The organism is Mesorhizobium sp. B2-3-14 (assembly GCF_006442175.1).
GTDB lineage: Bacteria > Pseudomonadota > Alphaproteobacteria > Rhizobiales > Rhizobiaceae > Mesorhizobium > Mesorhizobium australicum.
Window position 1 is genome coordinate 135,486 of record NZ_VFVP01000011.1, and the last position, 24,907, is coordinate 160,392.

Below are 24,907 nucleotides of genomic sequence, written 5' to 3' on the forward strand. Positions count from 1 at the left end.
TTACGCTGCGTCCCTTCGTGTCGCCTGATACTATTCAGATACTCAGGCTGGTAGCAGCCGGGTGACTCGTCATTGGCATGCGTCTAACGGTGAGCGCTCGGATCAACGCTTCCAAAAGCGGCGACGCCATTTCTGTTGCGGTGACCAGTGCTCTCAATCCGAAGGCCTTCGTCTATTGCCTAGCTATCGTGCCGATGAACATCGAGCCGCGCGCCCTGGGGATCTTCTGGGTTGCGCTACTGGTGATGACAGCTGCCACCGGATCGGTGTGGCTTTTGCTGGGTCGGCGCTTCAGCGGTGGCAAAACACTGGCAGAAGAAGTTGCGGCGCGGCGCGTATTGGCTTTGCCCTGTTGCTCCTTCGACCGTTGATACCCCTGGTCACGCCCTAAGCGCGGCGGAGCCCTGGGCGAGGACCAGCAACACGGAGAGGCAATGGTGCCTCGTAGCGGATCAATGGTCTGCTCCGCTACGAAACAAGGACGACCGAGACGGGATCGACGCAGAAGAGATTATCCTTGACCGCATTGACGCCGGAGACGTTTTCGGCAGCGACTATTGCTGCCTGGCGCTCGCGTTCGTCGAAGATGGCGCCGCTCAGTGTCACCACGCCTTTGTCCACCATTACATTGATCAAATCGTTGCCAGCCCATTTCTGCCTCGCAAGCTCGGTAACGATGTTCTGCCGAATCTGTTCGTCATCGATGACCGTAGCGGCTCCATTCGGAAGGACGCCGAGCAATGCCCGCAGAAGATCAGAGCGGGTGATGATGCCGACGATTTTCCCAGCTTCGACGACCGGAATGCGTTTGACATGGTGACGCGTCATGAGCTCGACGACTTTCGCGAGCGATGCTGCAGGGGATGCCGTGACGACATCTTGCGACATCACCTCCTCAACCCGTCGACCATTGGCGCGGACATATTCGTCGGCGGCCTTTCCGGGGCTGACGAGAAATTCCAGCCAGCGCGAGCGCTTGCGCTCCGTGCCCAGTTCCCCGCGTCGCAGGAAATCGCCCTCGCTGACGATCCCCACCAGCCTGCCGTCGTTGCGAATGACGGGGAGGCCGCTGACCTTTTTGGAAAGCATCAACCCGGCAGCCTCGGCGATCGATGCCGACGGGCCTATGCCGACGACTGGCTTGCTCATGATGGCTTCGGCTTGCATGTTCGCTCTCCGGAGTTTTTCCAACGTCCGGCTTTCTTAGATTTCACATGCGCGAAGCGCCTTGATCTGAGTCATTTGTCGGCGGAGGCAAATGATCCAAAGCTGGGCCGGGAACGACCGGGCGCGAACCGGTCAACCAGCGATCGCGGTCTTGGCGACGTTCACGCCAAGTTCGTAGACAAGTAGTCCACCATAGTAGGCCGTCGCAGTGACCAAAAATGCTCCGCAAACTTCGATTAGAGGAATGGCGATGGTCACAGCCCGAAACTCGCGATTCCGTATCCAAAGCGTGAGCCTCACAAGTCCCCAGATCACGAAGGCAAGGGCAGTGATACCTCCCAGGCTTTCATGGATCTCCGCGACATCGCTGCTGAATCCGGCCGCTTCGGCATGATCCAGCGCAAGACCTCCGAAGAACCAGGTCCCCATAGCGAACATTCCGGCAGCCAGGGCCACAAAAGTAGAGATCGTACCGGCTCCCGATCTCCTAGTGACGGCGCTGCCGCCAACGAGCGCTACAACGTCGATAGCCACAAGCAGGTAGATCAGAACAATAGGAAAATGAACGAGCATGGGGTGGATATGTTGAATGGGGATCACGAAACTCTCCAGAAATTGCAGGGGACTTTGGGTAATTGCAGTGCGCCTTGGTTCACGACATTTGCGAGCGCTATGAGCTGTGGCGGGCCACGCGCCGCGAACGAGCGACCTAGTCGTTTTCGTCGGCTTCATCGCCTTGCTGGTCGTCACACGCATCGTCGCCACCCTTGATGGCTTGCGGGGTGGAGGCGTCCTGCATGGGGATGGCCTGCAGATCGATCGGACCGGATGGGACAACAGACGATGACGCCCCACATGATCCTTCGTTCGATTCAGCGGCCACCGGCAGGACAAAGATCGTGAGGCTTGCAAGTGCTGCAAGGACAAGCATGGGGTTGCGCATGGTCTCGTATCCTTCTCAGCGCGGCCATGATTGGACGCGATGATGCCCTGATATGGACCCTTTGCTTGCTGTGGGCTGAGGATAACTGACAGCAAATTGAAAGCTGCAACGTGCGACATGCCTTGCCGATGAAAAGCCGATGGAAGCGTTTGGCGGTGCTGGGTCTCGCGGGACTTGTCCTGGCCATGCCTATCGCTGCTCGTGCCGACGAGGACGATGACGGCGACCATGACCGGGCGCGGGATTTGTACGAACGCGGCGAAATCAAGGGACTTGCCAATATACTGGACGTTGTCCATGCCAAAGCTCCTGGCGATGTTGTTGGCGTCGATCTCATCCGCAAGGCCGACAGATGGGTCTACCGTTTTCAGGTCGTGGGTGCCGATGGCCGGCGAAAGACCGTCGACGTCGACGCTGGCGCCGGTGTCATCATGCGCGATGGGGAGGGTGACTGATGAAGATCCTCCTAGCCGAAGACGAGCCCCGTATCGCTGCCGATATCGCGACCGCTATCAAGGCATCCGGAATGGCGGTCGATATCGTAAAAGATGGTGAAGCTGCCTGGTTCGCAGGCGATGTTGAGAATTATGACGCTGCAATTCTGGATCTCGGATTGCCTAAGCTCGATGGTCTTACGGTCTTGAAACGCTGGCGGGCCAATGAGCGCAGGTTTCCGGTTCTCATCCTGACCGCAAGAGGCATGTGGACCGAACGCGTCGACGGCATCAATTCCGGTGCTGACGACTATCTTCCCAAGCCTTTCGAAATGGAAGAACTGCTCGCCCGGTTACGGGCAATCCTGCGTCGCTCGGCCGGCCAAGCGGCACCCGTGCTGAGGTCCGGGCCGCTGCTCTTGGACACACGCCAGATGCGCATTTCGCTACGCGGCGTCCCCGTTGCGCTTTCGCCGCTGGAATACCGGCTCCTGGCGTTTTTGATGCACCACGCCGGCCGGGTGGTGGCGCCGACCGAACTTGCCGAGCATTTGTACGATTCAGGCAACGACCGCGATCCGAACACGATCGAGGTGATCGTTGCGCGCCTGCGTCGCAAGCTCGGGAGCGACGTCATCGAAACGAGGCGCGGATTCGGGTATCTGATGCCCGACGATTCCCGCTGATGGGCAACTCGATCCGGTTCAGGCTCTGGTTGGCGGCAACGATCTCGATCCTGGTTGCTCTTGCCATCGCCGGCGTTGGATTGCGCTATCTGTTCGAACTGAACGTCGAGCGGCGCGTTGTCAGCGAGCTGACAGTCGACCTGAACGATCTCATCGGCGCGACCAATTTTGCCGCCGATGGCCGTCTTTCGGTCCAGGCGACCTTGGCCGACCCTCGTTTCGCCATCCCCTTTTCCGGCCACTACTGGCAGGTGCAGGATACCGGTTCCGGCAGCCTTGTCCGCTCGCGTTCATTGTGGGACGCGACGCTTGCCTTGCCGGATCGCGCAACCAGCGGCGAACTCAGGGAGATCAAGGAATTCAAGGGGCCGCAAGGGGAGCTCACCATCGCAGTGGAGCGCTCGATCATTGACGCCAGTGGCCGATCGTTTCGCGCCATCGTGGCGGAAGACCACCAAACGGTGAACGAATCCGTCGATGGGTATGTCCGCGACCTTGCGCCAGCCCTGATCCTGCTCGCCATTGCGCTCATGGCGGCCTTCTTCATCCAGATCACCGTTGGACTTGCGCCTCTGGAGACCTTGCGGGTCTCGGTCAGAAACGTGATTGGACAACGAACGGCACGGCTTGAGGTGGCGGCACCAAGCGAGGTCCAGCCGCTCGCGGACGAAATCAATCGTCTTCTCGATGCCCAGGAGAAGGCGCTTGCGCGAGCCCGCTCGCGCGCCACCGATCTGGCGCATGGCCTCAAGACACCGCTGCAAGTGCTGTCGGCCGACATCCGGGCCTTGCGCACGAAAGGCGAGACGGATCTGGCGGACGAGATCGAGAAAAGCGCCGGAGCGATCCGGCGCCATGTCGAGCGGGAGCTCGCGCGCGCCCGCCTCGCGCCCGGCGTTTCCGAAAAGGCATACTGCCTTGTGGCGGACGTGGCGGCTGGCGTCATTGCCGTCGTCAAACGGACACCAAGCGGCAAGCAGCTTTCGTTCAATCTGGATGTCGCGGAAGATCTGACGGCGCCAATCGACGAAGGCGACTTGTCAGAAGTTCTCGGCAATCTGGTCGAGAATGCCGCGCGCTATGCAAAATCGTCAGTTCGTGTCGGTGCATCCACTGCCTGGGACGAGGTGACCGTCAGTGTTGCTGATGATGGCGCAGGTATACCGGATGCTGATCGGGAGTCCGCGCTCTCGCGCGGTGTCCAGCTCGACAGCAAGGGCGGCAGCAGCGGTCTTGGCCTGGCCATCGTTTCCGACATCGTCGAAGCCTATGGTGGACGCCTTGCCATGGCCAACGCCAATCCGGGTCTGGTGGTCACCATTTCCTTGCCGCGACACAGTTGAGTTTGCTTCAGGCAAAACCCGGGAAATAGTCGACCTTTATCTTCGAGCGGCGAACGCCCATGGCCAACAGCTTCTGGCGCAGCGCCTTGACCATCGCCTGCGGGCCGGAAATGTAGAATGTGCGCTCGAGGTAGTCGGGTATCGCCAGACGTATCAGGCGCTCGTCGATGTATCCGGGATATTGCCCGCGCTCGCCACCGCGCGCCACCGCGTGGATCGTCTTGATCCCAAGTTCCTGCCAGGCCGCGCCAAGAACATCGCGATAAGCGATGTCCTGCTGGCCTTCGGTTCCGTAGAGGATGACGATCGGTCGCCGTTCCTTGCGGTCGAGGAGATACTGCAGCATCGAGCGGAACGGCGTGATGCCGATGCCTCCGGCCAGGAACGCGATCTTGGTTTCACGCCGGGCGGGCAGCGTCAAATTGCCGGCCAGTTGCGCGGCGTGGATCGTGCTGCCCGGCTTCATAGTCATCAGCTCGCGCTTGAAGGCACTTGATTGCGGATAGAACTTGACGCCGAGGCGGACTGTTTCCTCCGTCGGCGCCGAGGCGACCGTGAAATAGCGGCGGTTGCCGCGATTGTCGGCACGATCGAGGCCAAGCGTCCATTCGAGATACTGGCCGGCCTCGAAGGCGAGCTTGCGCGGCGACCGGAAGACGAAGTCGAAGCTGTCGACGGCCGATTGCTCAATGCGTTCAAGAGTCAGCACGAAGCGTCTCTTGGGGCCCGCCGCATAGGCAAACAGGTTGCCGGCAAGCAGCGCCAGTTCCGGCGTGAAATAGAACGAGCCGATATGGATGTTGGGAGCAAACAGAAAGCCGACGATGGCGGCAAAGGCGATGCGCGGCCAACGCATCGTCGGCGCGGTCAGCGGCTCGGTCAGCATCACGAAGGCAAAGAACAGCAGCGGCGATGAACCCAGTGTCTCTGCGAGCGCGGTCCAGTACTGCGCTGGGTCCGTAGTTGCCAGAATGGTCGCCAGCGCCACGAAAACGAAGATCGAGACAAGGTCAAGCCGGCGCAGTTTCCGGACGATAAGCATGCCGCCGACGAGCACGATCGGAAGCAATGGCCGATTGCCGCCCACCCACCATGTGGCTGGTTGGTCGAGCAGCAGCGCGGACAGCGCCACGCCCAGCGCAGCCGGGTTGAAAAGGTGCTTCCGGCCGATGGCGAGAATGAATTTCGATGAAATCGCCCAGACGGACACGAATGCCACCGCCGCGATCCTCTTAATGTCCGTGACCGCAACCGGATCTAGGATAAGCGCCAGGATGAGTGCGGTGATGTAGACGGACTCGTTGTTGGCCGGGACTGCGAAGACATGCGCAAAGACCTTGTTGGTGATCCAGCAGGCGGCCAGCGCAAGCGCCGTGGTGAACGCAAGCGCAATCGGATCATGTGGCACCAGCCTGACGAAGCCGAGAACGAACGCCGCGCCGACCAGCGCCATCAGATAGTAGAGGACCAGCCGGTACATGGTCAGGTGATCGAGAAATCGGTCGATGGTCTTGATCATGGCGAGCAAAGGGCTCCGAACCCGGTTGTCGGCGTGGCGCGGCCGTTGGTGTCGACGACATATCCCTCCAGGCCAGGGGTCTGCTCGATAAAGACAATGCCCTCCCGCCCCATGGCGAACGCCGCGGTGGCGAAACGATCGGCTTCGAGCACATCGGCGCCGATGACGGTCAGGCTGACGATGTCCTGGATCCAACTGCCAATCCCATGTGGATTGTAGATGTGTTGGCCGCGGACATAGGTGCCGGAGGTCGCGACACCGCGACCGCGGGGATAGACGATCTTTACGATCTCGTCCGCGTTGAAGGGATTGCGGATGCCGACGCTCCAGTCATGACCCGAAGCATTCTTGCCGCAAGACTGGATATCGCCGCCCGCCTCGATGAAGAAATCGCGGATGCCGGCCCGTTGAAGAATCCCGGCCGCATTGCGGATGGCCCAGCCCTTGACGATGCCGGAAGGATCGAGCGACCCGTCGGGCTTGCGAATGTCGAAGTATCCGTCCGTCTCGTCTTTCGTCTGCCTGGCGAGAGCGAGCACTTCCATCATCTCGCCACTCCAGAAGGCGACCGGTACGTCGCCGCGGTTGATGGCCGCGATCTCACTGTCGTCCCGGTATGTGCTGAAGCGCCGGTCGACATGCTCGAAATAGTCGAAGACCGTGTCGATCAACCCACCGTCCGAAGCGCCGCCGATGTCGACCGTGATGGGCATGCCCATCAAAATTCGCGTGTCGCGCATGGTTCTACGACGACGCTTTCTTCAGCGCGCCGCGCAGTGACTGGATGAAAGCCCTGCTGGTCAGCGTCGCGCCCGAAATAATGTCGACATTGGCGCTTTGGGCGCTGATCGCTTCGTCGCGCAGCATCGGCAGCGCCTGCCTGTTGATGTTGATGGAGGTGCGGCGATCGGAGGGATATTTCAGTACTTTCAGCGCCGTAAGCTGCCCGCCCTGTACGAGGGCCTGAATCTGGATGATGCCGTAGTAGGCATCGGCGGTAGGCCCGGTATAGACGCCGTCGGCATAGCCCTTTGCCGCCAGCTTCATGCCCACCCGCACGACACGTGCTGGCGCATCCCGATATGCCGGCCTCGGCTGCGGAACTGGTATGTAGACGGCGGGGGTTACGGCGAATGCAGGTGCTGACGACGCAGGATCGGAGACAGCCGGAGCCACTGGCTGGGCCGGTGGCGTTGGCGATGGTTGTGGTGCCACCGGAACCACAGTCTGCCTGACTCGATCAATTGACCATTCAGCGGGCTTGGCTATCCCTGCCGTCGTTTCGCGGGCAATCGGGAACCTTGTGCTGAACCGGGGATCGAGGGTTGCCGGCTGGGTCCGAAGCACAGGCAAAGTCGCGGCGGATGACGACTCTTTTGGCTGCACGGAAGGCGCTCGGCCAGCGTCGGCCGGCAGCGCTTCGCCAAGCAGATCGTTTGCCGGATCCTTGCCGGCCTGATCCCAGACATAAGCGCCGGAGGCGGCGATCACGAAAAGTGACAAGGCAATCTGTTTCATCGGAATTGTGTTTCCACGTTCGATCTTGCAGGGCGATCCATCTGGTCCGCCCGGACGCAATATCCCACGACCAAGCTGACAACTGGCTGTCAGCCGCGTTGAAGCTGCGAGGGCTCTTAAGGGGAGACAGGAAATGGTTTGTCCTAGATCAACATGGTCGCATAAGCAGCGAGGTAGGAGGGGTCTCTCAAGCGAGGTAGCTGCCTATGACTGTTGCCAACGAGCCGGCCGGATACACCGGAACCCAGATACTGCTGCACTGGACAATCGCGGTGCTGATCGTCCTGCAGCTTGTAATCGGCGAGGACATCAAGCCGGCTTACCGGGCATTCTCACGCGGCGCCGAGCCTGCAGCTGGCGACATCTTCAATGCGAACATTCATGTCTATGTCGGCTTGGCCGTCCTGGTGCTGGCGGTCTGGCGCCTTGCCATCCGCTTGCAGCGTGGCGTCCCCGCTGCCCCGGCAGAAGAGAGCGCCGCTTTGAAGCGGATCGCGACGGCAACCCACTTCATGCTTTATGTGTTCATTTTCGGCATGCCGATATCGGGAGCTTTGGCATGGTACTTCAGCATTGGCGCCATGGGCGACATCCATGAACTCGCCAAGCCGATTATCATCGTTGTCGTCTCCCTCCATGCGGCCGCCGCTCTATGGCAGCATTTTTATGTGAAATCGGGTGTCCTCATCAGGATGCTGCGGCCTGCCGCGCGGCGTGCGCGGTGACATCATGAGCCGTCTGCATGCGGAAAACCACCTCATATCGCGCATTGGCTGGCTGCGGGCCGCAGTGCTTGGCGCCAATGACGGCATTGTGTCGACGGCCAGCCTGATCGTTGGCGTGGCGGCAGCCAATGCCGCGGCCTCCAATGTTCTGGTGGCCGGTATAGCGGGTTTGGTAGCCGGCGCGATGTCGATGGCGGCCGGCGAGTATGTCTCGGTCAGTTCGCAGTCAGATACCGAACGAGCCGACCTTGCCCGCGAGAAAGAAGAGTTGGCCACGCAGCCAGACTTCGAGCGACTGGAACTTGCGGACATCTATGTCAAGCGGGGCGTAGAGCCAACGCTGGCATTGCAGGTCGCCGACCAGTTGATGGCCAACGACGCGCTCGGCGCCCATGCACGTGACGAACTCGGTATTTCGGAGGTGACGACGGCCAGACCGATCCAGGCGGCGCTGGCCTCTGCGGCTGCATTTTCGGTTGGCGCGGCCATGCCATTGGCGATGGTGCTTGTTTCACCTTCAGCCTGGCTTGCAGCAACCGTGTCTGTTGCCTCGCTCCTATTCCTGGCAGTGCTGGGTGCCATCGGCGCGAAAGCCGGCGGCGCCAATGTGATGAGGGCAACCCTTCGCGTCACATTCTGGGGTGCGCTGGCAATGGCGCTGACGGCCGGCATTGGCGCCGTGGTTGGTACCGCCATCTGACCTGGTCCGGCTTCGATCTCGGTAGATTCTATGAGCGCTATTCTTGCGCAAAAGAATCCGGCCCTGAGGAGTCAGCGCTACGAAGTTGCGAAAGCGCAACGAAGCAAGCCATAGCCGGATTTATGAAGACGCTTCGCAAATCGCGGAGATTTCATCGTGAAACAGCGCAGTTCGATCAACCCCGACATGGTCGTCGACGACATCATGAGGAAATGGCCGGCAACGGTAGCGGTGATGCTGAGACACAAGATGCTCTGCGTCGGCTGTCCGATCGGCACATTCCATACCGTGACTGAGGCGTGCCGCGAACATCGGATCGATGAGGGCGACTTTTTGGACGAACTCGAAGCGGCTGTTCGACGAAAATGGTGACGGTCAGCCCTTGTCCCGGTTCTCGGCCAGAACCACAAGGCGATGCGCATCCTTGACCGTGACTTTCTGGCGCCCGCTGATGATGATCCCCTTCTCTTCCCACTTGCTGAGCAGCCGGCTGACTGTGTGCAGCGTCGTGCCCGTCATCTCGGCAATGTCTTGCCTTGAGATCGGGAAATCGATTTCGATGCCGCTGTCGGTCATGCGGCCAGTCTGGTTTGCCAGCCGCAACAGTGCATGTGCGACCCGCTGCTCCACCTGTTCCGTGGACATCTCGACCACCCGCGTCTGGGTCTCCTGCAGCCTGGTTCCAACCGTCTTGTATGTGGTTGCCCCAAACACCGGGAACCGGCGCGCCAGTTCCGCCCATAGGGCATTGGCCCAGGCCAGCACCACGCAATCCACCGCCGCGACAGCGCTGGCGGGGTAGGTTGTCCGGCCTAGCGCTGCGGCGACGCCAAAGATCTCGCCTTCGCTGATGTATCTCGCGATGACCTGCTGTCCGTCAGGCGTGGTGCGGACCACCCGTATGTGCCCGGCGATCAGCACGAAGAAGGAATGGGCCTCGGCTTCCTGCTCGAAGATCGTTGAGTCTTTGGCATAGCGTGACGATCGAGCGCTTCTGAGAAGCTCGCTTTGCTCTTCGGGGGCCATCCCCTGGAAGAGGGGCAGCCGCGATATCAGCGATCGATCCAGCGCAGCCAAGCGAATTTCCTCAGGACCCTGCCGCGTCAATCGTGCGGCAGCCCTTTCTTATCCCGAGTTTGCGCCAGCGCAAATTGTCCTCTGCCGCATCAGGCTAAATGGCATGGAACGGCGCAACGCCGCGAAGACGAAACAAAGGACAAATCGATGAAACTCTCCATCCTCGCTGCCGCAATCTCCCTCCTCGCGCTCGCCGGCGGCGCAAGCGCGGAAGAGCACGTGGTGCAAATGCTCAACAAGGGCGAAAAGGGCGCCATGGTTTTCCAGCCGGCCTTCGTCAAGGCAGCGCCTGGCGACACCGTCAAGTTCGTGCCGACCGACAAGACCCACGACGCCGAGTCGATTAAGGGCATGCTTCCGGATGGCGCCGAGCCTTTCAAGGGCAAGCCCAGCGAGGAAATCACCGTTACGCTGACGAAGGAGGGCGTTTACGGCGTCAAATGCGCGCCCCACTACGGCATGGGGATGGTCGCACTGATCGTTGTCGGCAAGCCGGTCAATCTCGATGCCGCCAAGGCGGTCAAGCATCCTGGGAAGGCAAAAACGGTGTTTGCCGACCTGTTCACCCAGGTACCCGCAAACTGACCACCATACAGTCTGCCTGCCGTAAGGGGGCGGGGCACCGGCCGGACGGACCCAGGGTGGCGGTTCATCCGGCCCTTTTCATTTGAGGATTCAGTCATGGCAGTTTCACGCCTGCGGAGCTATTCCGGTCCCGCGGTTCTCTCCTATGGATTCAGGCCCTTCTTCCTCCTCGGGTCGCTGTCTGCCGGGCTCTCCATTCTGCTCTGGCTGCCGATGTATGCAGGCGAGCTTGTTGCCCACAGTGCGTTTGTCCCGGTCGACTGGCATATCCACGAGATGCTGTTCGGCTACCTGCCGGCGATCGTTACCGGGTTCCTGCTGACCACCATCCCGAACTGGACAGGCCGGCTGCCCGTGCAGGGACTGCCGCTGCTGGCGCTGGTTGTCCTGTGGCTTGCCGGCCGCGCCGCTGTCTTCTTCTCGGCGGATATCGGCTGGCAAGCGGCGGCCGTGATCGATAGCTCGTTCCTGCTTGCGGTCGCTGCGGCGGCGGCACGCGAAATCGTCGCTGGACGGAACTGGCGCAATCTCAAGGTGCTGCTGCCGCTTGCCGTCCTGGCTGGCGCCAACGGCGCGTTCCACATCGAGGCGCACCTTCAAGGCATATCCGACATCTGCCGCAGGCTCGGCATGGCTGCGGCGATCATGCTCATCTCGCTGATCGGTGGGCGCATCATTCCGAGCTTCACGCGCAACTGGCTCGTCCGCGAAAGTCCTGGCAGGCTGCCTGCGCCGTTCGACCGTTTTGACATTGCTTCGATAGCCATCTCAACCGTCGCGCTGGGAGCATGGTCGTTCGCCCCCGACAACAGTGTCTCAGGAATGCTTATGGCCGTCGCCGCAATCTGCCAGGCGTGGCGTCTGTCGCGCTGGGCTGGCGAGCGCACATTGCGGGATCCGCTCGTGCTCATCCTCCATCTTGGATATGCCTTTGTGCCGATCGGTCTCGCCCTCGTCTCGGCGTCGATCCTATTCCCCGATGCCGTGCCAGCGGCGGCGGGACTTCACGCGCTCGGAACGGGTGCGGTCGGCGCGATGACGCTTGCCGTGATGACCCGCGCAACACTCGGGCACACCGGGCGAGCGCTCAAGGCTGGAAGAGGCGCCTCGTTCATCTTCGTAGCCGTCCTTCTCGCGGGATCATTGAGAATTCTGGCCGCCTTCGTCCCCTTTGGACTGTTGATCGACATTGCCGGTGCGGCCTGGGTGGCGGCATTTGCAGGCTTCATCCTGGTCTACGGCAACGCATTGATGACGCCAAAGGCGCGGTGAGCCGGCGGGGAGAGCCGGCGACCGTCGAAACGCGAATGAAGCAGTTGCTTCAGATCTGTCAGGCAATGCCGAGGTAGCCGACGATACGGTTCACCCATCCCCGATGGTCCCGGACCAGCCTGAAGCCCAGATTGTCGGGAGGCGTACCAACGGCACAGCCGCCGCTCTTTCCGTCGCTGACGAAGTTCGACATATAGGCTCTGTGAAGTCCTTCAAGGACGTGGACGCCGCAATTGTCGATCGAACTCGCAACACCGCTTCCATCGGCAGCCAACGTCGTGCGGACATAGCAGGTCGAGGTCCACTCCCAGACGTTGCCGGAAAAGTCGGCGAGGCCCAGGGAATTCATACCAAAAGAGCCACGACTCCTGGGCAACGGGTCCGGTTTGCGATTGAGGTCCACCTCGGCCTTGTAGCTGGTGAGCCAACGCCTGGCGGGGTTGCTGGCGTCGTTTTCGACGCCCTCAAATTCGCCGGCGAACCGCTCCGCCGCGGCAAACGCCCATTCCTCGTCTGATGGCAGCCGCCATTGGTCGCCGGTCACGTCCGAATACCAGCGCGCGTAAGCATTGGCATCGAGATAGCTCACGCCGGTTACCGGAGTATTGCTCGGGATTGCGCGCATCTCCTGTGCCGGCTGACAGCTTCCAGCCGACACGCAATGCGCATAATCCGCCGCGCCAACTTGATAGGTCATGATTTCGAGAGGTCTGTTGAGTTGTCGCTTGAGGCGGGGATTGGCTTGCGGGCGTCCATCCCTAAGGAACTCGCCCGGCGTCGGATAGGTGATCGAACCGGAAAGCAAGACAACCGTCATAGCGGTTGAGTGGGGTTGTCGATCCCCGACCAGCGCCGGTATCGAGAGCCCTACCGGAATAGCGGCGGCGGCCAGGGCGACTAAGGCAACCTTCAGGATGTAAGGAGACATGGTTTTTATCCATACCCGGACAGCGTCGCTGTCCGGGTAAATTGGAGTGCCGTCAGTTGACGGCGATGGGTTTAGGCGCCTCGACCTGCGTCATCAGGTCGTCATCCCACTCGCCCTCGACCATGAAGTGAGCGGTCGCCCCGAGTTCCACGGCCTCAATCAGATTGTGATTGACGTAGGCGTAGACACCCGGCTGGAGGAACGTGTAGAGCGCCGAGCCCGCAGAACCACCGCGGATGAACCAGGTTTCCAGATCCTTGGCCGGCGGATTGGCGAACTTGCCCTGTTCCCAGACATAGTCGCCGTGACCGCCGATCAGATGCGGCCGCGTATCGCGGTTGGCCTGCGAATGGACGATCAACACGGTCTCGCCGACTTTCGCCTTCATGGCGTTGTCGCCGGTCAGAGATCCGACCTTGCCGTTGAACACGACATGCGTCGGGATCAGCCCGCGCATGACCTTGACGATGTCATCGTAACCGTCGCCAGCTGATTCATAGCTCTTGAAATTGCCCTTCTCGTCGCGCGGGATGTAGAAGTCGCTCTCGCCGACGTAGAAGATCTTGTCGTATTTGACCGGTTCGCCCTTGTCGTTCCTGAGCCCGTCGCGCGGCAGCACCATGATTGCGCCGTTCATGCCGGAGACGACATGCCACGGGATCATCGGACCACCGGGCGCGCAGTGATAGACGAACGTTCCCGTTCGCGTCGCCTTGAAGCGCAAGGTCACCTGTTCGCCGGGATTGATCAAGGTGAGGGCGCCGCCGCCGAGCGCACCGGTCGCGGCATGGAAGTCGATGTTGTGGGCAAGCGTGTTGGTGTCAGGATTGATGAGCGTCAGCTCGACATAGTCGTCCTGGTGCACCACCATCAGCGGGCCGGGGATCGAGCCGTTGTAGGTCATCGCGTTGAGCTTCGTGCCATCGGCATCGATGACGACAGGCTTTTCTTCGATTGTCATGGTGAACTCGACGATTTTTGGCCCGCCCTTGGCAACCTGATCGTGCGGGTGCACGAAGGGTGGCGCGACGAGCTTGATCTTTTCGCGGGGTAGCCCGCGAATGTCTGCCTTCGTCACTGTTGCCGACAATGCGGGCAGCGCCGCCACGGCGGCAGCGCCAATCGCTGCTCCAAAGAGGGCTTCGCGTCGCGTGATCATGTCAATCTCCTATCTCTCGACCGTTGCGGATGAGCAGAAGCTAAATGACCCGACGCATCGTTTCTTTGCGCTGGCGCAAATTGGTAGACGTTAATCGCAGAAACAACAGCCCTCGGAATGCGGCCATGTTATGCGCGAGATTTGAGATGGAGCAGTTTCGTGTCGCAGTTTTCTGCAACCCTGCGCAGTCACCGGCGGCTTCCTGAAGATCAGCGGCCGCTTTTGTTTTCAAATCGATCACAATTCGCGCGGCGGCCCCGTCGAGATCTTCGTACTGGCCACTCTTTCTAGGCCCAACCAAAGCCACCCAGGCCCGAGCGCACTAAGAAAGGTGAGGGTGGTCCCAACGAACAGAAGTCGGTCGGATCAGCTATACCGGCATTCTGCGCGATCTGTTTTGAGACAGGCAGGGCGTTATAACGGAGTGCGCATGGACGGCACGCCAAGCATGACGAGCGCTATATGCCGAAGGAAGTCGCCGACGGCCTCCAGTCCAAAGGATATGGGAGGAGAGCAGAACTCGGCTTTGCGTCCCCGCTTTTTCGCAGCTACGAAACCATCATCACCGAGAACGGATCTGTGCGGAGGAAGAGGCCGTCCTTGACTTGCCCAATGCCGGCAACGTTCTCCGCCGCAACGATCGCTGCCTTCCGTTGACGCTCGTCGACAATCGCCCCTGTGAGTTCGACCACGCCGTCGCTGACCCTCACACCAATCAAGTCAACACCGTTCCACGATTGCCGCTGCAGTTCGGCAAGTATGGCCTTACGGATCTGGTCGTCATCGGGCGGCGTGATGCCCGGTTTCGGCAAGGTGCGGATCAGGACGCGCAGCAAATCAGTTCGCGTGATGATGCCGACGACCCTTTCCCGGTCGACAATCGGCACATTATTGATGCGGTGTTGCATCATCAAGTTTACAATGTCTGCAATCGAGGCGCCTGGAGGCGCCGAAATGACCTTTGTAATCATCACCTCATGGATGATCCGTCCGTTCGAGCGCGCATAATCATCGGCGATTGTGCCCGGGCCAAGATCAAACTCCAGCCAGCGGGGACGCGCTCGCTGAGTCCCAAGTTCCTCTCGGCGCAAGAAGTTGCTTTTGCTTACTATGCCAACCAGAGCACCGTCGCTGCCCGTTACCGGGAGGCAGCTGATCTTGTTTAAAGCATGAGCTCGACCGCTTCGGCAATCGTCGCGTTCGCATCCGTCGTGATGACTGGCTTCGTCATTATGGCTTCGGCTTGCATCCTCACCTCCTGATTTTTCGTCAGACGACGATGGGACATTGCGAGCCGCGGCGCTTTGATCTGAGTCACTTGGACCGAGGGGCATTCTCAGCGCCGTCGTCGCCGTCGATGAGAATGCGCTCCGCCGCGCCGTCGAGATCCTCGTACTGACCGCTTCTCAACGCCCACAGGAAGCCGGACAGGCCGAGTGCCCCAAGGAATAGCGCTACCGGGATGAGATAGGTGAGCGTCGTCATGAGGGTTCGGCCAAGGCGTCGACCCGCACGGGCCTGTCTTGCCGCGCGGTTTCGGAAGACGCACTCGTTGCGAAGCTTTGCAGGCGCAAGGCATTTCCAATCACGAGCAATGACGAGGCAGACATCGCGACCGCCGCGATAAGTGGAGTAACATGGCCCAGAATGGCGATCGGCACGGCCACGGCATTGTAAACGATCGCGATTGTTATGTTCTGTCGGATCAGGCGTCCCGCCTTGCGCGAAACGTCCAGCGCCAGCGGGACCGCCAAGAGGCTTTCGCGCAGAAAAACGAAATCGGCTGCGTTGCGGCCAATATCGGCGGCCGTAGCCGGTGCGATCGAGACATGCGCGGCGCTCAGCGCCGGTGTGTCGTTGAGCCCGTCGCCAACCACCAAAACCTTGTGCCCGTCTCTCGCCAGGCTTTCTATGCGTTCAACCTTGCCCGACGGGAGCAGGCAGGGAACGAAGTCATCGACACCCAACACGTCCGCAACCTCGGCGCAGGCTTTCGCGGTATCGCCCGACAGCATTTCCACCGACATCCCAGCATGCTTCAATTGATCGACGGCCGCTCTGGCGTCGGCACGCAATGCATCTTCGAAAACGAAGGATGCGACAATCATCCCGTTTTTCGTCAAGACCGTTCCGCCGTAGCCGTATTTGCCCTCACCGCCGGTTCTCGCCTTCCAACCAGCCCATCCGCGTCGACCCAGTCGCCAGGTGCTTGCGGCGTCAGTGGCTTCGATCCCGAATCCCGGGTGCTCGGTGACGGCATCGAATTTGTGTTGCCCGCCAGGAGCGGCAAAGCCTGCTATGGCCTTTGAAAACGGATGGCGGGAATGCGCGGCCATGTCTGCCGCGATTGCCAGCATGCCCGGATCGATCGAGGCCGCATTGACCAGCCGGGGCTGGCCGAGCGTGAGCGTTCCGGTCTTGTCGAACACCGCGGTATCAATCGTTGCCAGGCGCTCCATGGCCGAACCATCCTTGACCATGATGCCATTCTCGAACAGGCGCCGCGCTGCGACCACCTGAACGATCGGCACGGCGAGGCCGAGCGCGCACGGGCACGTAATGATCAGAACGGCAATGGCGATGGTTATCGCCCGGTGCCAGTCCCCGGTCGCCGCCATCCAGCCAAGGAAGGTCACGAAGGCGGTTAGATGAACCACGGGAGCATAGAGCGCTGAAACGCGATCGGCGATGCGGCGATAGTGCGCGCGGCCGCCCTCTGCAGCCTCCATGAGCCGAACCATTTCCGCCAGGAACGAATCCTTGGCGGCGGCTGTCGCCTCGATCGTTAGTGGGCCAGTGAGGTTGAGCACACCGGCCCGCACGGCTTCGCCTGGCGCCACGTTTCTGGGCGTGCTCTCACCAGAGACCAGAGAGCAATCCAGATCCGACGCGCCATGAATGATCTTGCCGTCGACGGGGATTCTCTCGCCGGCTGCAATGAGCAGCTGCATCCCCCGTTCGATCTCGCCAACCGGCAAATAGTCCCGTGCGCCGTCGCCGCGCAGCACCATGGCGCCACGCGCGCCCAACTGTGACAGATTCTTCACCGCAGTCCGGGCCCGCTCGCGCATCACGTGATCGAGCGTGCGACCGATCAACAGGAAGAACAGCAGCGATACCGACGCGTCGAAATAGGCGTGGTCGCCATGGGTGATCGTCTCATAGAGGCTCATGGCGTAGGCCAGTGACACGCCAACTGCGATCGGCACGTCCATGTTCATGCGGCCGTGGCGCAGGGCGTTCCAGGCCGAGCGGAAGAAGATGCCGCCGGCGAAGGCGAGGGCAGGAATGGCGATCAGCGCCGAGACCCAATGGAACAGGTCGCGGGTCGCGCCTTCGGCCCCGGACCAGACCGAGACCGACAGCAGCATGATGTTGCCTGCCGCAAACCCGGCAACAGCGACCGCGCGGATCAGCTCCGAAAGCGTCTTGTCCTTGTCACCGACCTTGGGGTCGAACAGATGCGCCTCGTAGCCCAACCTGCCAAGCGCGGCGACGAATGGTGGTACCTCATCCCCACGCCACCGGATCGCGACCCGCTTCGTCGACAGATTGACACGAGCGCCCTCGACTTGATCGAGCTTTCCAAGCGCCGTCTCGATCGTCTGGATGCAGGCTGCGCAATGAACCGTCGGCACCGAAAGGTCGGTCTGGCGAAGATCATCGCCAATCGATCGGCTTGCCAGCCTGATCTCCTGGCTGGATGGCAGGACCGATGAGGTGTCGACCAGATCCAGCGCCATTTCGGCGCTCGGTGCACAACAGCTCATTTCTGCGCTCCATGGGAAATGATGATCCTTCGGACTTCGCGGTAGGGCTCTGCCAGACCCGCGTCGGCGTCGACTTCGACGATCCAGACACCGTCCTTCGGCATGTGCTGCGCAGCAAACTCCTCGCCCGAGGCGAGGGCGAGCGTGACGGCCTCATCCTCTTTTTCGTAGGCGGGATGGCGAAACAGCACCTTTACGCCATGCAAGGGAACCGGCTTGCCGGCGGCATCGGTGAGGCTGTAGCGGACTTCGCCCCATGCGATGGTCAGCTTGCCAGTCCAGCCGAGGGCTGCCTGCGCGCGCCCTTCCTCGGCCTTCTTGTTGAACTGCTGGCTCGCCACATAGGTGTTTTCGACGACAAGGCCGGTCCAGCTTGTGTTGGCGAGCGTTGCCATTGTCAGATTGACCGCGATCACCACCCCGAAGAAGGCAAGGATGATGGCCAACATGTGCCTGCCGGTGAATTCGCGGGATTTGTGAGCGTTGGAGGTCATCTGGCAATCTCCGGCGCGTTGAAGGTGGCTGTGTATTGGTCCGACTCGAAGCTCGCCTTGTCCTCGACACGGAACGTGAAGGTTTGCGCTGTGACGTGGATTTGCTCGGCGGGCTGGCGCACGAAGACCTTCAGCATTTTCAGGCGGTCAGGTTCGACCGCAATGGCGAACGAGCGGCCTGCCTGGACGTCGTCGCCGACCATGCTCATTTCGGCGCCTTGCAAGCCTTGCATCGTGACGACAATCGTCCTTGGCTCGGGGATCATGTTGAGCAGTTTGACGGTATAGCCATTGCGGATCGAACCGTCGGACAGCGTGACGAACTGCGGATTGCGGTCATGCAGCACGTTCACTTCGAGCCGGTCGCGCGTCAGCAGCGAATAGAGCAGGCCCAGGCCGATCAGCGACCACATCCCCATGTAGACGTAGGTGCGCGGCCGAAAGATCTTGCGGATATGGAAATGCGCAACCTTGTCGGAGAACAGGCCATCAGCCTTCCTGACCAGCGACGGATTGACCGAACTGACGCCGCCTGCGGTCGCCAGCATCATGTTGGCGTTGTAGTCGGAGAGCGTCGCGTAGGAGATCAGCCCGCGCTCCTTGCCGAGCTTGTCCATGACGCCGTCACAGGCGTCGATGCAAAGCGCGCAGGTGATGCATTCGAGCTGCTGGCCATCGCGAATGTCGATCCCCATCGGACAGACGGCTACACAGGCATTGCAGTCGACGCAGTCGCCGACGGGCTGCCCTGCGGCAAGAACCTTCTTGGCGTGACGTGATCGCGGTTCGCCGCGCCAGTCATTGTAGGTGACGGTGAGCGAACTTTCGTCGAGCATGGCTGCCTGGATGCGCGGCCATGGGCACATATAGGTGCAGACCTGCTCGCGCATCAGCCCGCCGAACGTATAGGTCGTCGCCGTCAGCACGGCGACGGTAATGTAGGCGACAGGCGCCGCGGTGCCGGTGAAGAGCTCGCCGACCAGCGTCGGCGCATCGGCGAAATAGAAGATCCAGGCGCCGCCGGTCAGCCCACCTATGACCAGCCAGATGGCGTGTTTCGACACCCGCAGCACGAGCTTGCGGGCAGTCCAAGGCCCGGCATCGAGCTTGATACGCGCGTTGCGATCGCCCTCGATGGCCCGCTCCACGACCAGGAACAGATCGACCCATACGGTCTGCGGGCATGTGTAGCCGCACCAGGCACGGCCGACAGTCGACGTGATCAGGAAAAGACCGACGCCGGCCATCACTAGAAGTCCGGCCACATAGTAGAATTCCTGCGGCCAGATCTCGATGAAGAAGAAATAGAAGCGCCGGTTGGCGAGATCGAGCAGCACCGCCTGGTCCGGGGCAAATGGACCCCGATCCCACCGCAACCACGGCGTCAAGTAGTAGATGCCGAGCGTGATCGCCATCACCAGCCATTTGAACCGGCGAAAGCTTCCCGAGGCCCGCTTTGGGAAGATCTTCTTGCGCGCGGCATACATTGGCTGGCGCACTTTGGCGGAGTTGACCGCCTCCGCTTCGAGCCGTTCTACCTGCGTATTGTCAAGCACTGGTTTCTCCCGTCGTGCAGCTTGTGATTTCGCCGGGCAAGTGACCTTGCTGGGTGCACACAGGTGCGCGAAATACAGCGTCGACCGGATTGTGCCGCTGACTTGATTGCGCCGCGTTGATGCAGGTCAATCGCCTGGACCACGGAAACAAATCGAGGCCCGGCAGAGCCGGGCCTCGTCGCTTGGGCGGTGAAGGGCCGGGAATAGGCCCCCGTTCCTATTCCCCACCGCCTAGCGAATGGACGTAAACCGCCAGTTCCTTGACCCTGGTTTCGCCAAGGCGTCCGACCCACGCCGGCATCACGCCCTGTTTCGGCGCACGGACCTGGGCGGCGATTGCTGTTTCGCCTGACCCGTAGAGCCAGATAGCATCGGTCAGATCGGGGGCGCCGAGCTCCTTGTTGCCCTTTGCATTGTCGCCGTGGCAGGCCACGCAATTTTCGGCAAAAACCTTGGTTCCGGGTTCGACCAATGCTTGATCGCTAACGGTGCCCGACAGACTGGCGACGTAGGCGCTGACCTGTTTGATCTGATCTGCGGTGATGATGTCGCCAAAGGCCGGCATTTCCGACAGGCGCGTATCCGGATCCGATGCGAAGCGGATGCCATGCGTGATCGTCTGCTGGATCTGCTCGGCCTTGCCGCCCCACAACCAGTCGTCGTCATTGAGGTTGGGAAAGCCCTTGGAGCCCTGAGCGCCGGAGCCATGACATTGGACGCAATTGACCTTGAAAGCGGCGCCACCGGCAGCGACCGCGAATTCGCGCAACGCATCGTCGGTGGCAATCTCCGAAACGGTTTTCGATTCTACCGCAGTGACATATTTGCCCTTCGCAACTTCGGCCGCCGCAAGCTCGTTCCCGACATCGTTGCGGCTGGAATAGCCGAGCACACCCTTGGTTGCCGAGTGCAGGAGAGGCCATGCCGGATAGGCAATGGTGTAGCCGATCGCCCAGACTATGGTGATGTAGAACGTCCATACCCACCAGCGCGGAAGTGGGTTGTTGAGCTCCCTGATGCCGTCCCATTCATGGCCGGTGGTCGAAACACCAGAGATTTCATCGATGTGCTCGTCGCTCATGATCACTCGTCCTCAAGGGGAATCCGGGCAGCTTCGTCGGCCAGCTTGCGGCTGCCAGGGCGAAGGGCGAAGGCGATAGCGCCGACGAAGAAAAGCGCCATGGCGACCAGACCCCAACTGTCGGCAAACTCCCGCATCAGATTGTAATTCATGGATGAAACTCCTCAGCGGTAGCCGGCGGCTTCGTCGTAGTTCTTGAAATCGACCAGCGTGCCCAGCATCTGCAGATAGGCGACCAGCGCGTCCATCTCGGTCACCTGTTGCGGGTTGCCGTCGAAATCGCCGATCTTGGCTTTGGGGTAGCGGGCTTCGAGGCCGGATGTGTCGGCGTTGGGATCGGCCTGGGCCATTAAATCCGCATTGGCGTGCGCGATCATGTCATCGTTGTAAGGGACGCCGACCCGCCGGTTGGCAACCAGATGCGTGGAGAAGTCCTTCACGTCGATCGGCGCGTCCTTGAGGAACGCGTAGCTGGGCATGATCGATTCCGGGACGACCGAACGCGGATTCGAAAGGTGGTCGACGTGCCATACATTCGAGTAGCGGTCGCCGACGCGCGCTAGGTCCGGCCCGGTTCGCTTCGATCCCCATTGGAATGGGTGATCGTACATCGACTCGGCTGCCAGGCTGTAGTGACCGTAGCGCTCGACTTCGTCGCGGAACGGCCGGATCATCTGGCTGTGGCAGAGGTAGCAACCCTCGCGCACATAGATGTTGCGCCCGACAAGTTCGAGCGGCGAGTAAGGGCGCATGCCTTCGACCTTCTCGATCGTGTTGTCGAGATAGAACAGCGGTGCGATCTCGACGATGCCGCCGACGGTCACCACAAGAAGCGAGCCAACGAGAAGAAGCGTGGCGTTCTTCTCGACGAGTGCGTGTCTGTCCATCAAGCCCATTTTCTGGCTCCTTATTCGGCAGGCTGAAGGGCGGGTACAGAGCCGGGCATCGGCTCCTCCTCGCGCTGGTATCCTAGAATGGTCATGCCGATGTTCCAGGCCATGATCAGGGTGCCGGATAGGTACATGGCTCCGCCGATCGCGCGCATGACGTAGTAGGGGTGCATGGCGGCCACGGTTTCGGCGAAGGAGTAGACCAAGAAGCCCTGCTCGTCGTATTCGCGCCACATCAAGCCCTGCATGATGCCGGACACCCACATGACCGCGGCATAGACAACGATGCCGAGCGTCGCCAGCCAGAAGTGCCAGGTGACGAGCCGCAGCGAATAAAGCCGTTCGCGGTTCCACAGCTTCGGCACCATGAAGTAGATCGCGCCGAACGAGATCATGCCGACCCAGCCGAGCGCACCAGAGTGCACATGGCCAATGGTCCAGTCGGTATAATGCGACAGGGAGTTGACTGTCTTGATCGACATCATCGGGCCTTCGAAGGTGGACATGCCGTAGAAAGCGATGGCCATCACCATCATGCGGATGATCGGATCGGTGCGCAGCTTGTCCCAGGCGCCCGACAGCGTCATCAGGCCGTTGATCATGCCGCCCCATGACGGCATCCACAGCATGATCGAAAACACCATGCCGAGCGTCTGCGCCCAGTCGGGCAGGGCGGTGTAGTGCAGGTGATGGGGCCCGGCCCAGATGTAGAGAAAGATGATCGCCCAGAAATGGACGATCGACAGGCGGTAGGAATAGACCGGTCGGTTCGCCTGCTTGGGCACGAAATAATACATCATGCCGAGGAAGCCGGCGGTCAGGAAAAAGCCGACGGCATTGTGGCCGTACCACCACTGCGTCAGGGCGTCCTGGACGCCGGAAAAGGCGGAGTAGCTCTTGGAGCCGAGGAAGGAGGCCGGCATCGACAGGTTGTTGATCACATGCAGCATCGCGATGGTCACGATGAAGGAGAGGTAAAACCAGTTGGCGACGTAGATATGCGGCTCCTTGCGCTTCAGGATCGTGCCGAGGAACAAGATGAGATAGGCGACCCAGACGATGGTCAGCCAGATGTCCACGTACCATTCGGGTTCCGCGTATTCGCGGCTTTCAGTGATGCCGAGCAGGTAGCCAGTCGCGGCCATGACGATGAAAAGCTGGTAGCCCCAGAACACGAACCAGGCGAGATCGCCGCCGAACAGGCGGGCGCGGCAGGTTCGTTGCACGACATAGAGAGACGTGCAGAGCAATGCGTTGCCGCCGAAGGCAAAGACGACGCCCGACGTGTGCAGCGGTCGCAAGCGGCCGAAATTGAACCACGGCTGGATGTTGAGATCCGGGTACGCAAGCTGCAACGCGATGACGACGCCGACAAGCATGCCGACGACACCCCAGAACATTGTGGCGATAGCCCCGTAGCGGATGGGACCATCCATATAGGCTGATGGATCGACCGCGACTGCCGGCGCGAAACTCGTGTTGCGAAGGAGAATAGCGACAAAGCCGAGCAGCACCAAGAAGAGCACCCACATATGCTGTCGGAATGGCTCGTCAACGCCGAAGCCGGCAGCCACAAAAGCTGCAAATGTGAACAGGCTCAAAGCGAAGATGTGCGTGCCGAACTTCATGACATGTCCCCGAGGTCGACTCCGATGCGCGGACGTCAATCCGCAGGAACAGCAATTCAGCAGTCGCCCCTTCGCCGCCTTGATCCATGTCAAAGCCATTTGCATTTGGATTGGGCAGCCTCGAACCGCAAACGATCAGGAGACTGTTATTGAACAGGGAGAGGGAGCCGGCATCGTCGCTGTTCGAAACAAGTCGCGCCAGTTCGATACTGGCAGGTCGATCTGACAGAGAAACGGTCCCGGCGGCGGTGATGAAGCGTGCGCATCTGGAAAAGCTGCAGCTCTGCGATGCCCTGGAAAGCATCGCCGACACCCTGCCCAAGGTCGATTGCCTGGCATCCCTGGCTGCAGCAAACGCGATAGTTCCGCTGTTGCGCAGCATTCATCGATACGAAGAGACGGTGATCTTTCCGGCCTACGAGGCCGCTTTAAGCGGCGGCGATGCTTCAACCCGGCGACTGCGTGCCGAACACGTCGAGGACGAGTGCTTTGCCGGCGAGGTGACTGAAATCCTGCTGGCGATTGGCCATGGCGAGCCGGTCGAGAATGCCGAGGCTGTCGGCTTCATGCTGCGCGGTTTCTTCGAAAGCATGCGCCGGCATATCGCCTTTGAACGCGAGCACGTCTTGCCGATGATCGGCGTCGTCGATTGAGCCTAGGCGCCAGAGCGTCGCTGCAGCCGGGCCAGGCTGTCGACGGTCACTTCCCTGTTGTTCTCTATCCGGATCACGTCATCTGATCGCAGCCTGGTCAGCTGGCGGCTCACCGTTTCGATGGTCAGACCAAGGAAATCGGCGATGTCCGCGCGGGTCAGCGGCAGATCGAAACATGTCGACTGGGCGGCCGCGTCAAGCGTGGGGTCGATGTTTTTGGCGATCATCAGGAGAAAACTCGCCACTTTTTCCGAAGCGCTCTTCCGCCCCAGCGTCAACATCCAGTCGCGGGCTTCGTCGAGTTCATTCAGCGCCTGCTTGAGCAGACGATGCTCAAGCTCCGGTGATTCCTTCATCATCCGTTCGATGGCCGCCTTTGGAAACGAACACACGGAAACGGCGGTTGCGGCTTGGGCGTTGATCGCGCTTTCCACCTTGAAGGGCCTGCCTAGAAAATCGGGGGCGAACTGGAGGCCAACAATCTGCTGGCGTCCGTCAGAAAGGCTCTTTGTCAGCTTGACGACGCCAGAAAGCACGTTCGAATAGCTGTCGACGGTCTCGGTGTCGCCAATCAGTTCAACGCCTGGTTCAACACTGTGCTTCGATGAGCTCTTGGCCAGCCCCACCAATTGATCGGGATCGAGCGCGCCGCAAACGCCGCGGTGCCGTGCTTCGCACGATTGGCAAAGCACGGGAATGCCGGCGCTGTGAACATCCTGACGCACTGTCACCACGATCGCCCGAGAAATTCGAAGTTCCAGCAGGATATAGCATCGGTC

The 24,907-nt window shown here is 60.8% G+C and carries 29 protein-coding genes and 2 pseudogenes; 11 read left to right on the forward strand and 20 right to left on the reverse strand.

The window, feature by feature from the left end:
* Positions 1–89 precede the first annotated feature (89 nt).
* Entirely contained in the window at positions 90–371 is a 282-nt protein-coding gene (locus FJ950_RS29905; protein ID WP_246677759.1) for a hypothetical protein, read from the forward strand.
* 97 nt (positions 372–468) lie between these two features.
* Here the strand turns inward: FJ950_RS29905 and FJ950_RS24340 are convergent, their stop codons facing one another.
* The 3 genes from FJ950_RS24340 to FJ950_RS24350 all read right to left on the reverse strand — a co-directional run bounded on the left by FJ950_RS24340 (position 469) and on the right by FJ950_RS24350 (position 2,110).
* Positions 469–1,167, reverse strand: coding sequence for a CBS domain-containing protein (locus FJ950_RS24340; protein ID WP_140619205.1), 699 nt, complete (start codon positions 1,165–1,167; stop codon positions 469–471).
* Positions 1,168–1,299: 132 nt separating this feature from the next.
* A complete protein-coding gene (locus FJ950_RS24345) occupies positions 1,300–1,767 on the reverse strand; it encodes a DUF2231 domain-containing protein (protein ID WP_140619207.1) in 468 nt (155 codons plus the stop codon).
* Between the two features lie 109 nt (positions 1,768–1,876).
* Positions 1,877–2,110: a hypothetical protein gene (locus tag FJ950_RS24350; RefSeq protein ID WP_140619208.1), complete on the reverse strand. Its 234-nt coding sequence runs from the start codon at positions 2,108–2,110 to the stop codon at positions 1,877–1,879.
* 185 nt (positions 2,111–2,295) lie between these two features.
* Here FJ950_RS24350 and FJ950_RS24355 point away from each other — a divergent pair, with 185 nt between their 5' ends.
* From FJ950_RS24355 to FJ950_RS24365, 3 genes are read left to right on the forward strand one after another with little or no spacing between them, the layout of a single operon-like run.
* The gene (locus FJ950_RS24355) at positions 2,296–2,565 is read left to right on the forward strand and encodes a PepSY domain-containing protein (protein WP_246677760.1); all 270 of its coding nucleotides are present in this window, start codon (positions 2,296–2,298) and stop codon (positions 2,563–2,565) included.
* Complete coding sequence (locus FJ950_RS24360) at positions 2,565–3,230, forward strand: response regulator transcription factor (protein ID WP_140619212.1); 666 nt, start codon at positions 2,565–2,567, stop codon at positions 3,228–3,230. The genes FJ950_RS24355 and FJ950_RS24360 overlap by 1 nt, the downstream gene beginning before the upstream one ends.
* Positions 3,230–4,573, forward strand: a complete 1,344-nt coding sequence (locus FJ950_RS24365) for a HAMP domain-containing sensor histidine kinase (RefSeq protein WP_140619214.1) — start codon at positions 3,230–3,232, stop codon at positions 4,571–4,573. The genes FJ950_RS24360 and FJ950_RS24365 overlap by 1 nt, the downstream gene beginning before the upstream one ends.
* 7 nt (positions 4,574–4,580) lie before the next feature.
* Here FJ950_RS24365 and FJ950_RS24370 read toward each other — a convergent pair whose 3' ends face one another.
* The 3 genes from FJ950_RS24370 to FJ950_RS29910 are packed head-to-tail and all read right to left on the reverse strand — an operon-like array spanning position 4,581 to position 7,139.
* On the reverse strand, positions 4,581–6,092 hold the full coding sequence (locus tag FJ950_RS24370) for an RnfABCDGE type electron transport complex subunit D (protein WP_140619215.1): 1,512 nt from the start codon (positions 6,090–6,092) through the stop codon (positions 4,581–4,583).
* A complete protein-coding gene (locus tag FJ950_RS24375; protein WP_246677761.1) occupies positions 6,089–6,811 on the reverse strand; it encodes an FAD:protein FMN transferase in 723 nt (240 codons plus the stop codon). Before FJ950_RS24375 ends, FJ950_RS24370 begins: the two co-directional genes overlap by 4 nt.
* Positions 6,812–6,836: 25 nt before the next feature.
* Complete coding sequence (locus FJ950_RS29910; protein ID WP_246681369.1) at positions 6,837–7,139, reverse strand: FMN-binding protein; 303 nt, start codon at positions 7,137–7,139, stop codon at positions 6,837–6,839.
* Positions 7,140–7,816: 677 nt separating this feature from the next.
* Between FJ950_RS29910 and FJ950_RS24385 the strand changes: the two genes are divergently transcribed.
* The 3 genes from FJ950_RS24385 to FJ950_RS24395 all read left to right on the forward strand — a co-directional run bounded on the left by FJ950_RS24385 (position 7,817) and on the right by FJ950_RS24395 (position 9,407).
* Positions 7,817–8,335 carry a cytochrome b/b6 domain-containing protein gene (locus tag FJ950_RS24385; RefSeq protein WP_140619221.1) on the forward strand — a complete coding sequence of 173 codons (519 nt, stop codon included), beginning with the start codon at positions 7,817–7,819 and terminating at the stop codon, positions 8,333–8,335.
* A gap of 4 nt (positions 8,336–8,339) precedes the next feature.
* On the forward strand, positions 8,340–9,035 hold the full coding sequence (locus FJ950_RS24390; protein ID WP_140619223.1) for a VIT family protein: 696 nt from the start codon (positions 8,340–8,342) through the stop codon (positions 9,033–9,035).
* A gap of 156 nt (positions 9,036–9,191) precedes the next feature.
* Complete coding sequence (locus FJ950_RS24395; protein WP_140619225.1) at positions 9,192–9,407, forward strand: DUF1858 domain-containing protein; 216 nt, start codon at positions 9,192–9,194, stop codon at positions 9,405–9,407.
* A 3-nt stretch (positions 9,408–9,410) separates the two neighbouring features.
* On the opposite strand, the gene FJ950_RS24400 is transcribed toward FJ950_RS24395, so the two are convergent.
* Entirely contained in the window at positions 9,411–10,112 is a 702-nt protein-coding gene (locus FJ950_RS24400; RefSeq protein ID WP_140619227.1) for a Crp/Fnr family transcriptional regulator, read from the reverse strand.
* 147 nt (positions 10,113–10,259) lie between these two features.
* On the opposite strand from FJ950_RS24400, the gene FJ950_RS24405 reads away from it, so the two are divergent.
* Both FJ950_RS24405 and FJ950_RS24410 read left to right on the forward strand, forming a co-directional pair.
* Positions 10,260–10,697 (forward strand): pseudoazurin, encoded by a 438-nt coding sequence (locus tag FJ950_RS24405; RefSeq protein ID WP_127259130.1) that lies wholly within the window; start codon positions 10,260–10,262, stop codon positions 10,695–10,697.
* A 96-nt stretch (positions 10,698–10,793) separates the two neighbouring features.
* Entirely contained in the window at positions 10,794–11,969 is a 1,176-nt protein-coding gene (locus FJ950_RS24410) for an NnrS family protein (RefSeq protein WP_140619229.1), read from the forward strand.
* Between the two features lie 58 nt (positions 11,970–12,027).
* Here the strand turns inward: FJ950_RS24410 and FJ950_RS24415 are convergent, their stop codons facing one another.
* Both FJ950_RS24415 and nirK read right to left on the reverse strand, forming a co-directional pair.
* Positions 12,028–12,897: an SUMF1/EgtB/PvdO family nonheme iron enzyme gene (locus FJ950_RS24415; protein ID WP_140619231.1), complete on the reverse strand. Its 870-nt coding sequence runs from the start codon at positions 12,895–12,897 to the stop codon at positions 12,028–12,030.
* A 52-nt stretch (positions 12,898–12,949) separates the two neighbouring features.
* A complete protein-coding gene (gene nirK, locus FJ950_RS24420) occupies positions 12,950–14,056 on the reverse strand; it encodes a copper-containing nitrite reductase (RefSeq protein ID WP_140619233.1) in 1,107 nt (368 codons plus the stop codon).
* Between the two features lie 362 nt (positions 14,057–14,418).
* On the opposite strand from nirK, the pseudogene FJ950_RS29915 reads away from it, so the two are divergent.
* Positions 14,419–14,575 (forward strand): annotated as a pseudogene (locus FJ950_RS29915) (cytochrome c biogenesis protein CcmE); the annotation flags it as partial.
* A gap of 29 nt (positions 14,576–14,604) precedes the next feature.
* On the opposite strand, the gene FJ950_RS24430 reads toward FJ950_RS29915, so the two are convergent.
* The 10 genes and pseudogenes from FJ950_RS24430 to ccoN form a co-directional block, all read right to left on the reverse strand.
* Positions 14,605–15,147 (reverse strand): CBS domain-containing protein, encoded by a 543-nt coding sequence (locus FJ950_RS24430; protein ID WP_348641133.1) that lies wholly within the window; start codon positions 15,145–15,147, stop codon positions 14,605–14,607.
* A 30-nt stretch (positions 15,148–15,177) separates the two neighbouring features.
* Positions 15,178–15,390: pseudogene (locus FJ950_RS30205) on the reverse strand (hypothetical protein); the annotation flags it as partial.
* Complete coding sequence (gene ccoS / locus FJ950_RS24435) at positions 15,371–15,541, reverse strand: cbb3-type cytochrome oxidase assembly protein CcoS (RefSeq protein ID WP_140619235.1); 171 nt, start codon at positions 15,539–15,541, stop codon at positions 15,371–15,373. The pseudogene FJ950_RS30205 and the gene ccoS, both read right to left, overlap by 20 nt.
* Positions 15,538–17,826, reverse strand: a complete 2,289-nt coding sequence (locus FJ950_RS24440) for a heavy metal translocating P-type ATPase (protein WP_181166432.1) — start codon at positions 17,824–17,826, stop codon at positions 15,538–15,540. Before FJ950_RS24440 ends, ccoS begins: the two co-directional genes overlap by 4 nt.
* The gene (locus FJ950_RS24445; RefSeq protein WP_140619237.1) at positions 17,823–18,320 is read right to left on the reverse strand and encodes a FixH family protein; all 498 of its coding nucleotides are present in this window, start codon (positions 18,318–18,320) and stop codon (positions 17,823–17,825) included. Before FJ950_RS24445 ends, FJ950_RS24440 begins: the two co-directional genes overlap by 4 nt.
* Positions 18,317–19,876, reverse strand: coding sequence for a cytochrome c oxidase accessory protein CcoG (gene ccoG, locus FJ950_RS24450; RefSeq protein WP_140619239.1), 1,560 nt, complete (start codon positions 19,874–19,876; stop codon positions 18,317–18,319). Before ccoG ends, FJ950_RS24445 begins: the two co-directional genes overlap by 4 nt.
* Positions 19,877–20,093: 217 nt before the next feature.
* Positions 20,094–20,957, reverse strand: coding sequence for a cytochrome-c oxidase, cbb3-type subunit III (gene ccoP, locus FJ950_RS24455; RefSeq protein ID WP_140619241.1), 864 nt, complete (start codon positions 20,955–20,957; stop codon positions 20,094–20,096).
* Positions 20,958–20,959: 2 nt separating this feature from the next.
* Positions 20,960–21,109 carry a cbb3-type cytochrome c oxidase subunit 3 gene (locus tag FJ950_RS24460; protein ID WP_140619244.1) on the reverse strand — a complete coding sequence of 50 codons (150 nt, stop codon included), beginning with the start codon at positions 21,107–21,109 and terminating at the stop codon, positions 20,960–20,962.
* Between the two features lie 12 nt (positions 21,110–21,121).
* Positions 21,122–21,853, reverse strand: coding sequence for a cytochrome-c oxidase, cbb3-type subunit II (ccoO, locus tag FJ950_RS24465; RefSeq protein ID WP_140619246.1), 732 nt, complete (start codon positions 21,851–21,853; stop codon positions 21,122–21,124).
* Positions 21,854–21,864: 11 nt separating this feature from the next.
* Positions 21,865–23,475, reverse strand: coding sequence for a cytochrome-c oxidase, cbb3-type subunit I (ccoN, locus tag FJ950_RS24470; protein ID WP_140619248.1), 1,611 nt, complete (start codon positions 23,473–23,475; stop codon positions 21,865–21,867).
* Positions 23,476–23,585: 110 nt separating this feature from the next.
* On the opposite strand from ccoN, the gene FJ950_RS24475 reads away from it, so the two are divergent.
* A complete protein-coding gene (locus FJ950_RS24475; RefSeq protein ID WP_348641128.1) occupies positions 23,586–24,128 on the forward strand; it encodes a hemerythrin domain-containing protein in 543 nt (180 codons plus the stop codon).
* Positions 24,129–24,130: 2 nt separating this feature from the next.
* Here FJ950_RS24475 and FJ950_RS24480 read toward each other — a convergent pair whose 3' ends face one another.
* Positions 24,131–24,859, reverse strand: a complete 729-nt coding sequence (locus FJ950_RS24480) for a Crp/Fnr family transcriptional regulator (protein ID WP_140619311.1) — start codon at positions 24,857–24,859, stop codon at positions 24,131–24,133.
* Positions 24,860–24,907 lie beyond the last annotated feature (48 nt).

Excerpts from the sequence above, each read along its gene's own strand:
- FJ950_RS24355 (WP_246677760.1), top strand. The coding sequence starts at position 2,296 with ATGCCTATCGCTGCTCGTGCCGACGAGGACGATGACGGCGACCATGAC.
- FJ950_RS24440 (WP_181166432.1), bottom strand. The coding sequence starts at position 17,826 with ATGAGCTGTTGTGCACCGAGCGCCGAAATGGCGCTGGATCTGGTCGAC.
- FJ950_RS24405 (WP_127259130.1), top strand. The coding sequence starts at position 10,260 with ATGAAACTCTCCATCCTCGCTGCCGCAATCTCCCTCCTCGCGCTCGCC.
- FJ950_RS24360 (WP_140619212.1), top strand. The coding sequence starts at position 2,565 with ATGAAGATCCTCCTAGCCGAAGACGAGCCCCGTATCGCTGCCGATATC.
- FJ950_RS24370 (WP_140619215.1), bottom strand. The coding sequence starts at position 6,092 with ATGATCAAGACCATCGACCGATTTCTCGATCACCTGACCATGTACCGG.
- FJ950_RS29910 (WP_246681369.1), bottom strand. The coding sequence starts at position 7,139 with ATGAAGCTGGCGGCAAAGGGCTATGCCGACGGCGTCTATACCGGGCCT.
- FJ950_RS24460 (WP_140619244.1), bottom strand. The coding sequence starts at position 21,109 with ATGAATTACAATCTGATGCGGGAGTTTGCCGACAGTTGGGGTCTGGTC.
- ccoS (WP_140619235.1), bottom strand. The coding sequence starts at position 15,541 with ATGACGACGCTCACCTATCTCATCCCGGTAGCGCTATTCCTTGGGGCA.
- FJ950_RS24350 (WP_140619208.1), bottom strand. The coding sequence starts at position 2,110 with ATGCGCAACCCCATGCTTGTCCTTGCAGCACTTGCAAGCCTCACGATC.
- ccoO (WP_140619246.1), bottom strand. The coding sequence starts at position 21,853 with ATGGGCTTGATGGACAGACACGCACTCGTCGAGAAGAACGCCACGCTT.
- FJ950_RS24375 (WP_246677761.1), bottom strand. The coding sequence starts at position 6,811 with ATGGGCATGCCCATCACGGTCGACATCGGCGGCGCTTCGGACGGTGGG.
- ccoN (WP_140619248.1), bottom strand. The coding sequence starts at position 23,475 with ATGAAGTTCGGCACGCACATCTTCGCTTTGAGCCTGTTCACATTTGCA.
- nirK (WP_140619233.1), bottom strand. The coding sequence starts at position 14,056 with ATGATCACGCGACGCGAAGCCCTCTTTGGAGCAGCGATTGGCGCTGCC.
- FJ950_RS24445 (WP_140619237.1), bottom strand. The coding sequence starts at position 18,320 with ATGACCTCCAACGCTCACAAATCCCGCGAATTCACCGGCAGGCACATG.
- FJ950_RS24415 (WP_140619231.1), bottom strand. The coding sequence starts at position 12,897 with ATGTCTCCTTACATCCTGAAGGTTGCCTTAGTCGCCCTGGCCGCCGCC.
- FJ950_RS24410 (WP_140619229.1), top strand. The coding sequence starts at position 10,794 with ATGGCAGTTTCACGCCTGCGGAGCTATTCCGGTCCCGCGGTTCTCTCC.
- FJ950_RS24340 (WP_140619205.1), bottom strand. The coding sequence starts at position 1,167 with ATGCAAGCCGAAGCCATCATGAGCAAGCCAGTCGTCGGCATAGGCCCG.
- ccoP (WP_140619241.1), bottom strand. The coding sequence starts at position 20,957 with ATGAGCGACGAGCACATCGATGAAATCTCTGGTGTTTCGACCACCGGC.
- FJ950_RS24365 (WP_140619214.1), top strand. The coding sequence starts at position 3,230 with ATGGGCAACTCGATCCGGTTCAGGCTCTGGTTGGCGGCAACGATCTCG.
- FJ950_RS24390 (WP_140619223.1), top strand. The coding sequence starts at position 8,340 with ATGAGCCGTCTGCATGCGGAAAACCACCTCATATCGCGCATTGGCTGG.
- FJ950_RS24385 (WP_140619221.1), top strand. The coding sequence starts at position 7,817 with ATGACTGTTGCCAACGAGCCGGCCGGATACACCGGAACCCAGATACTG.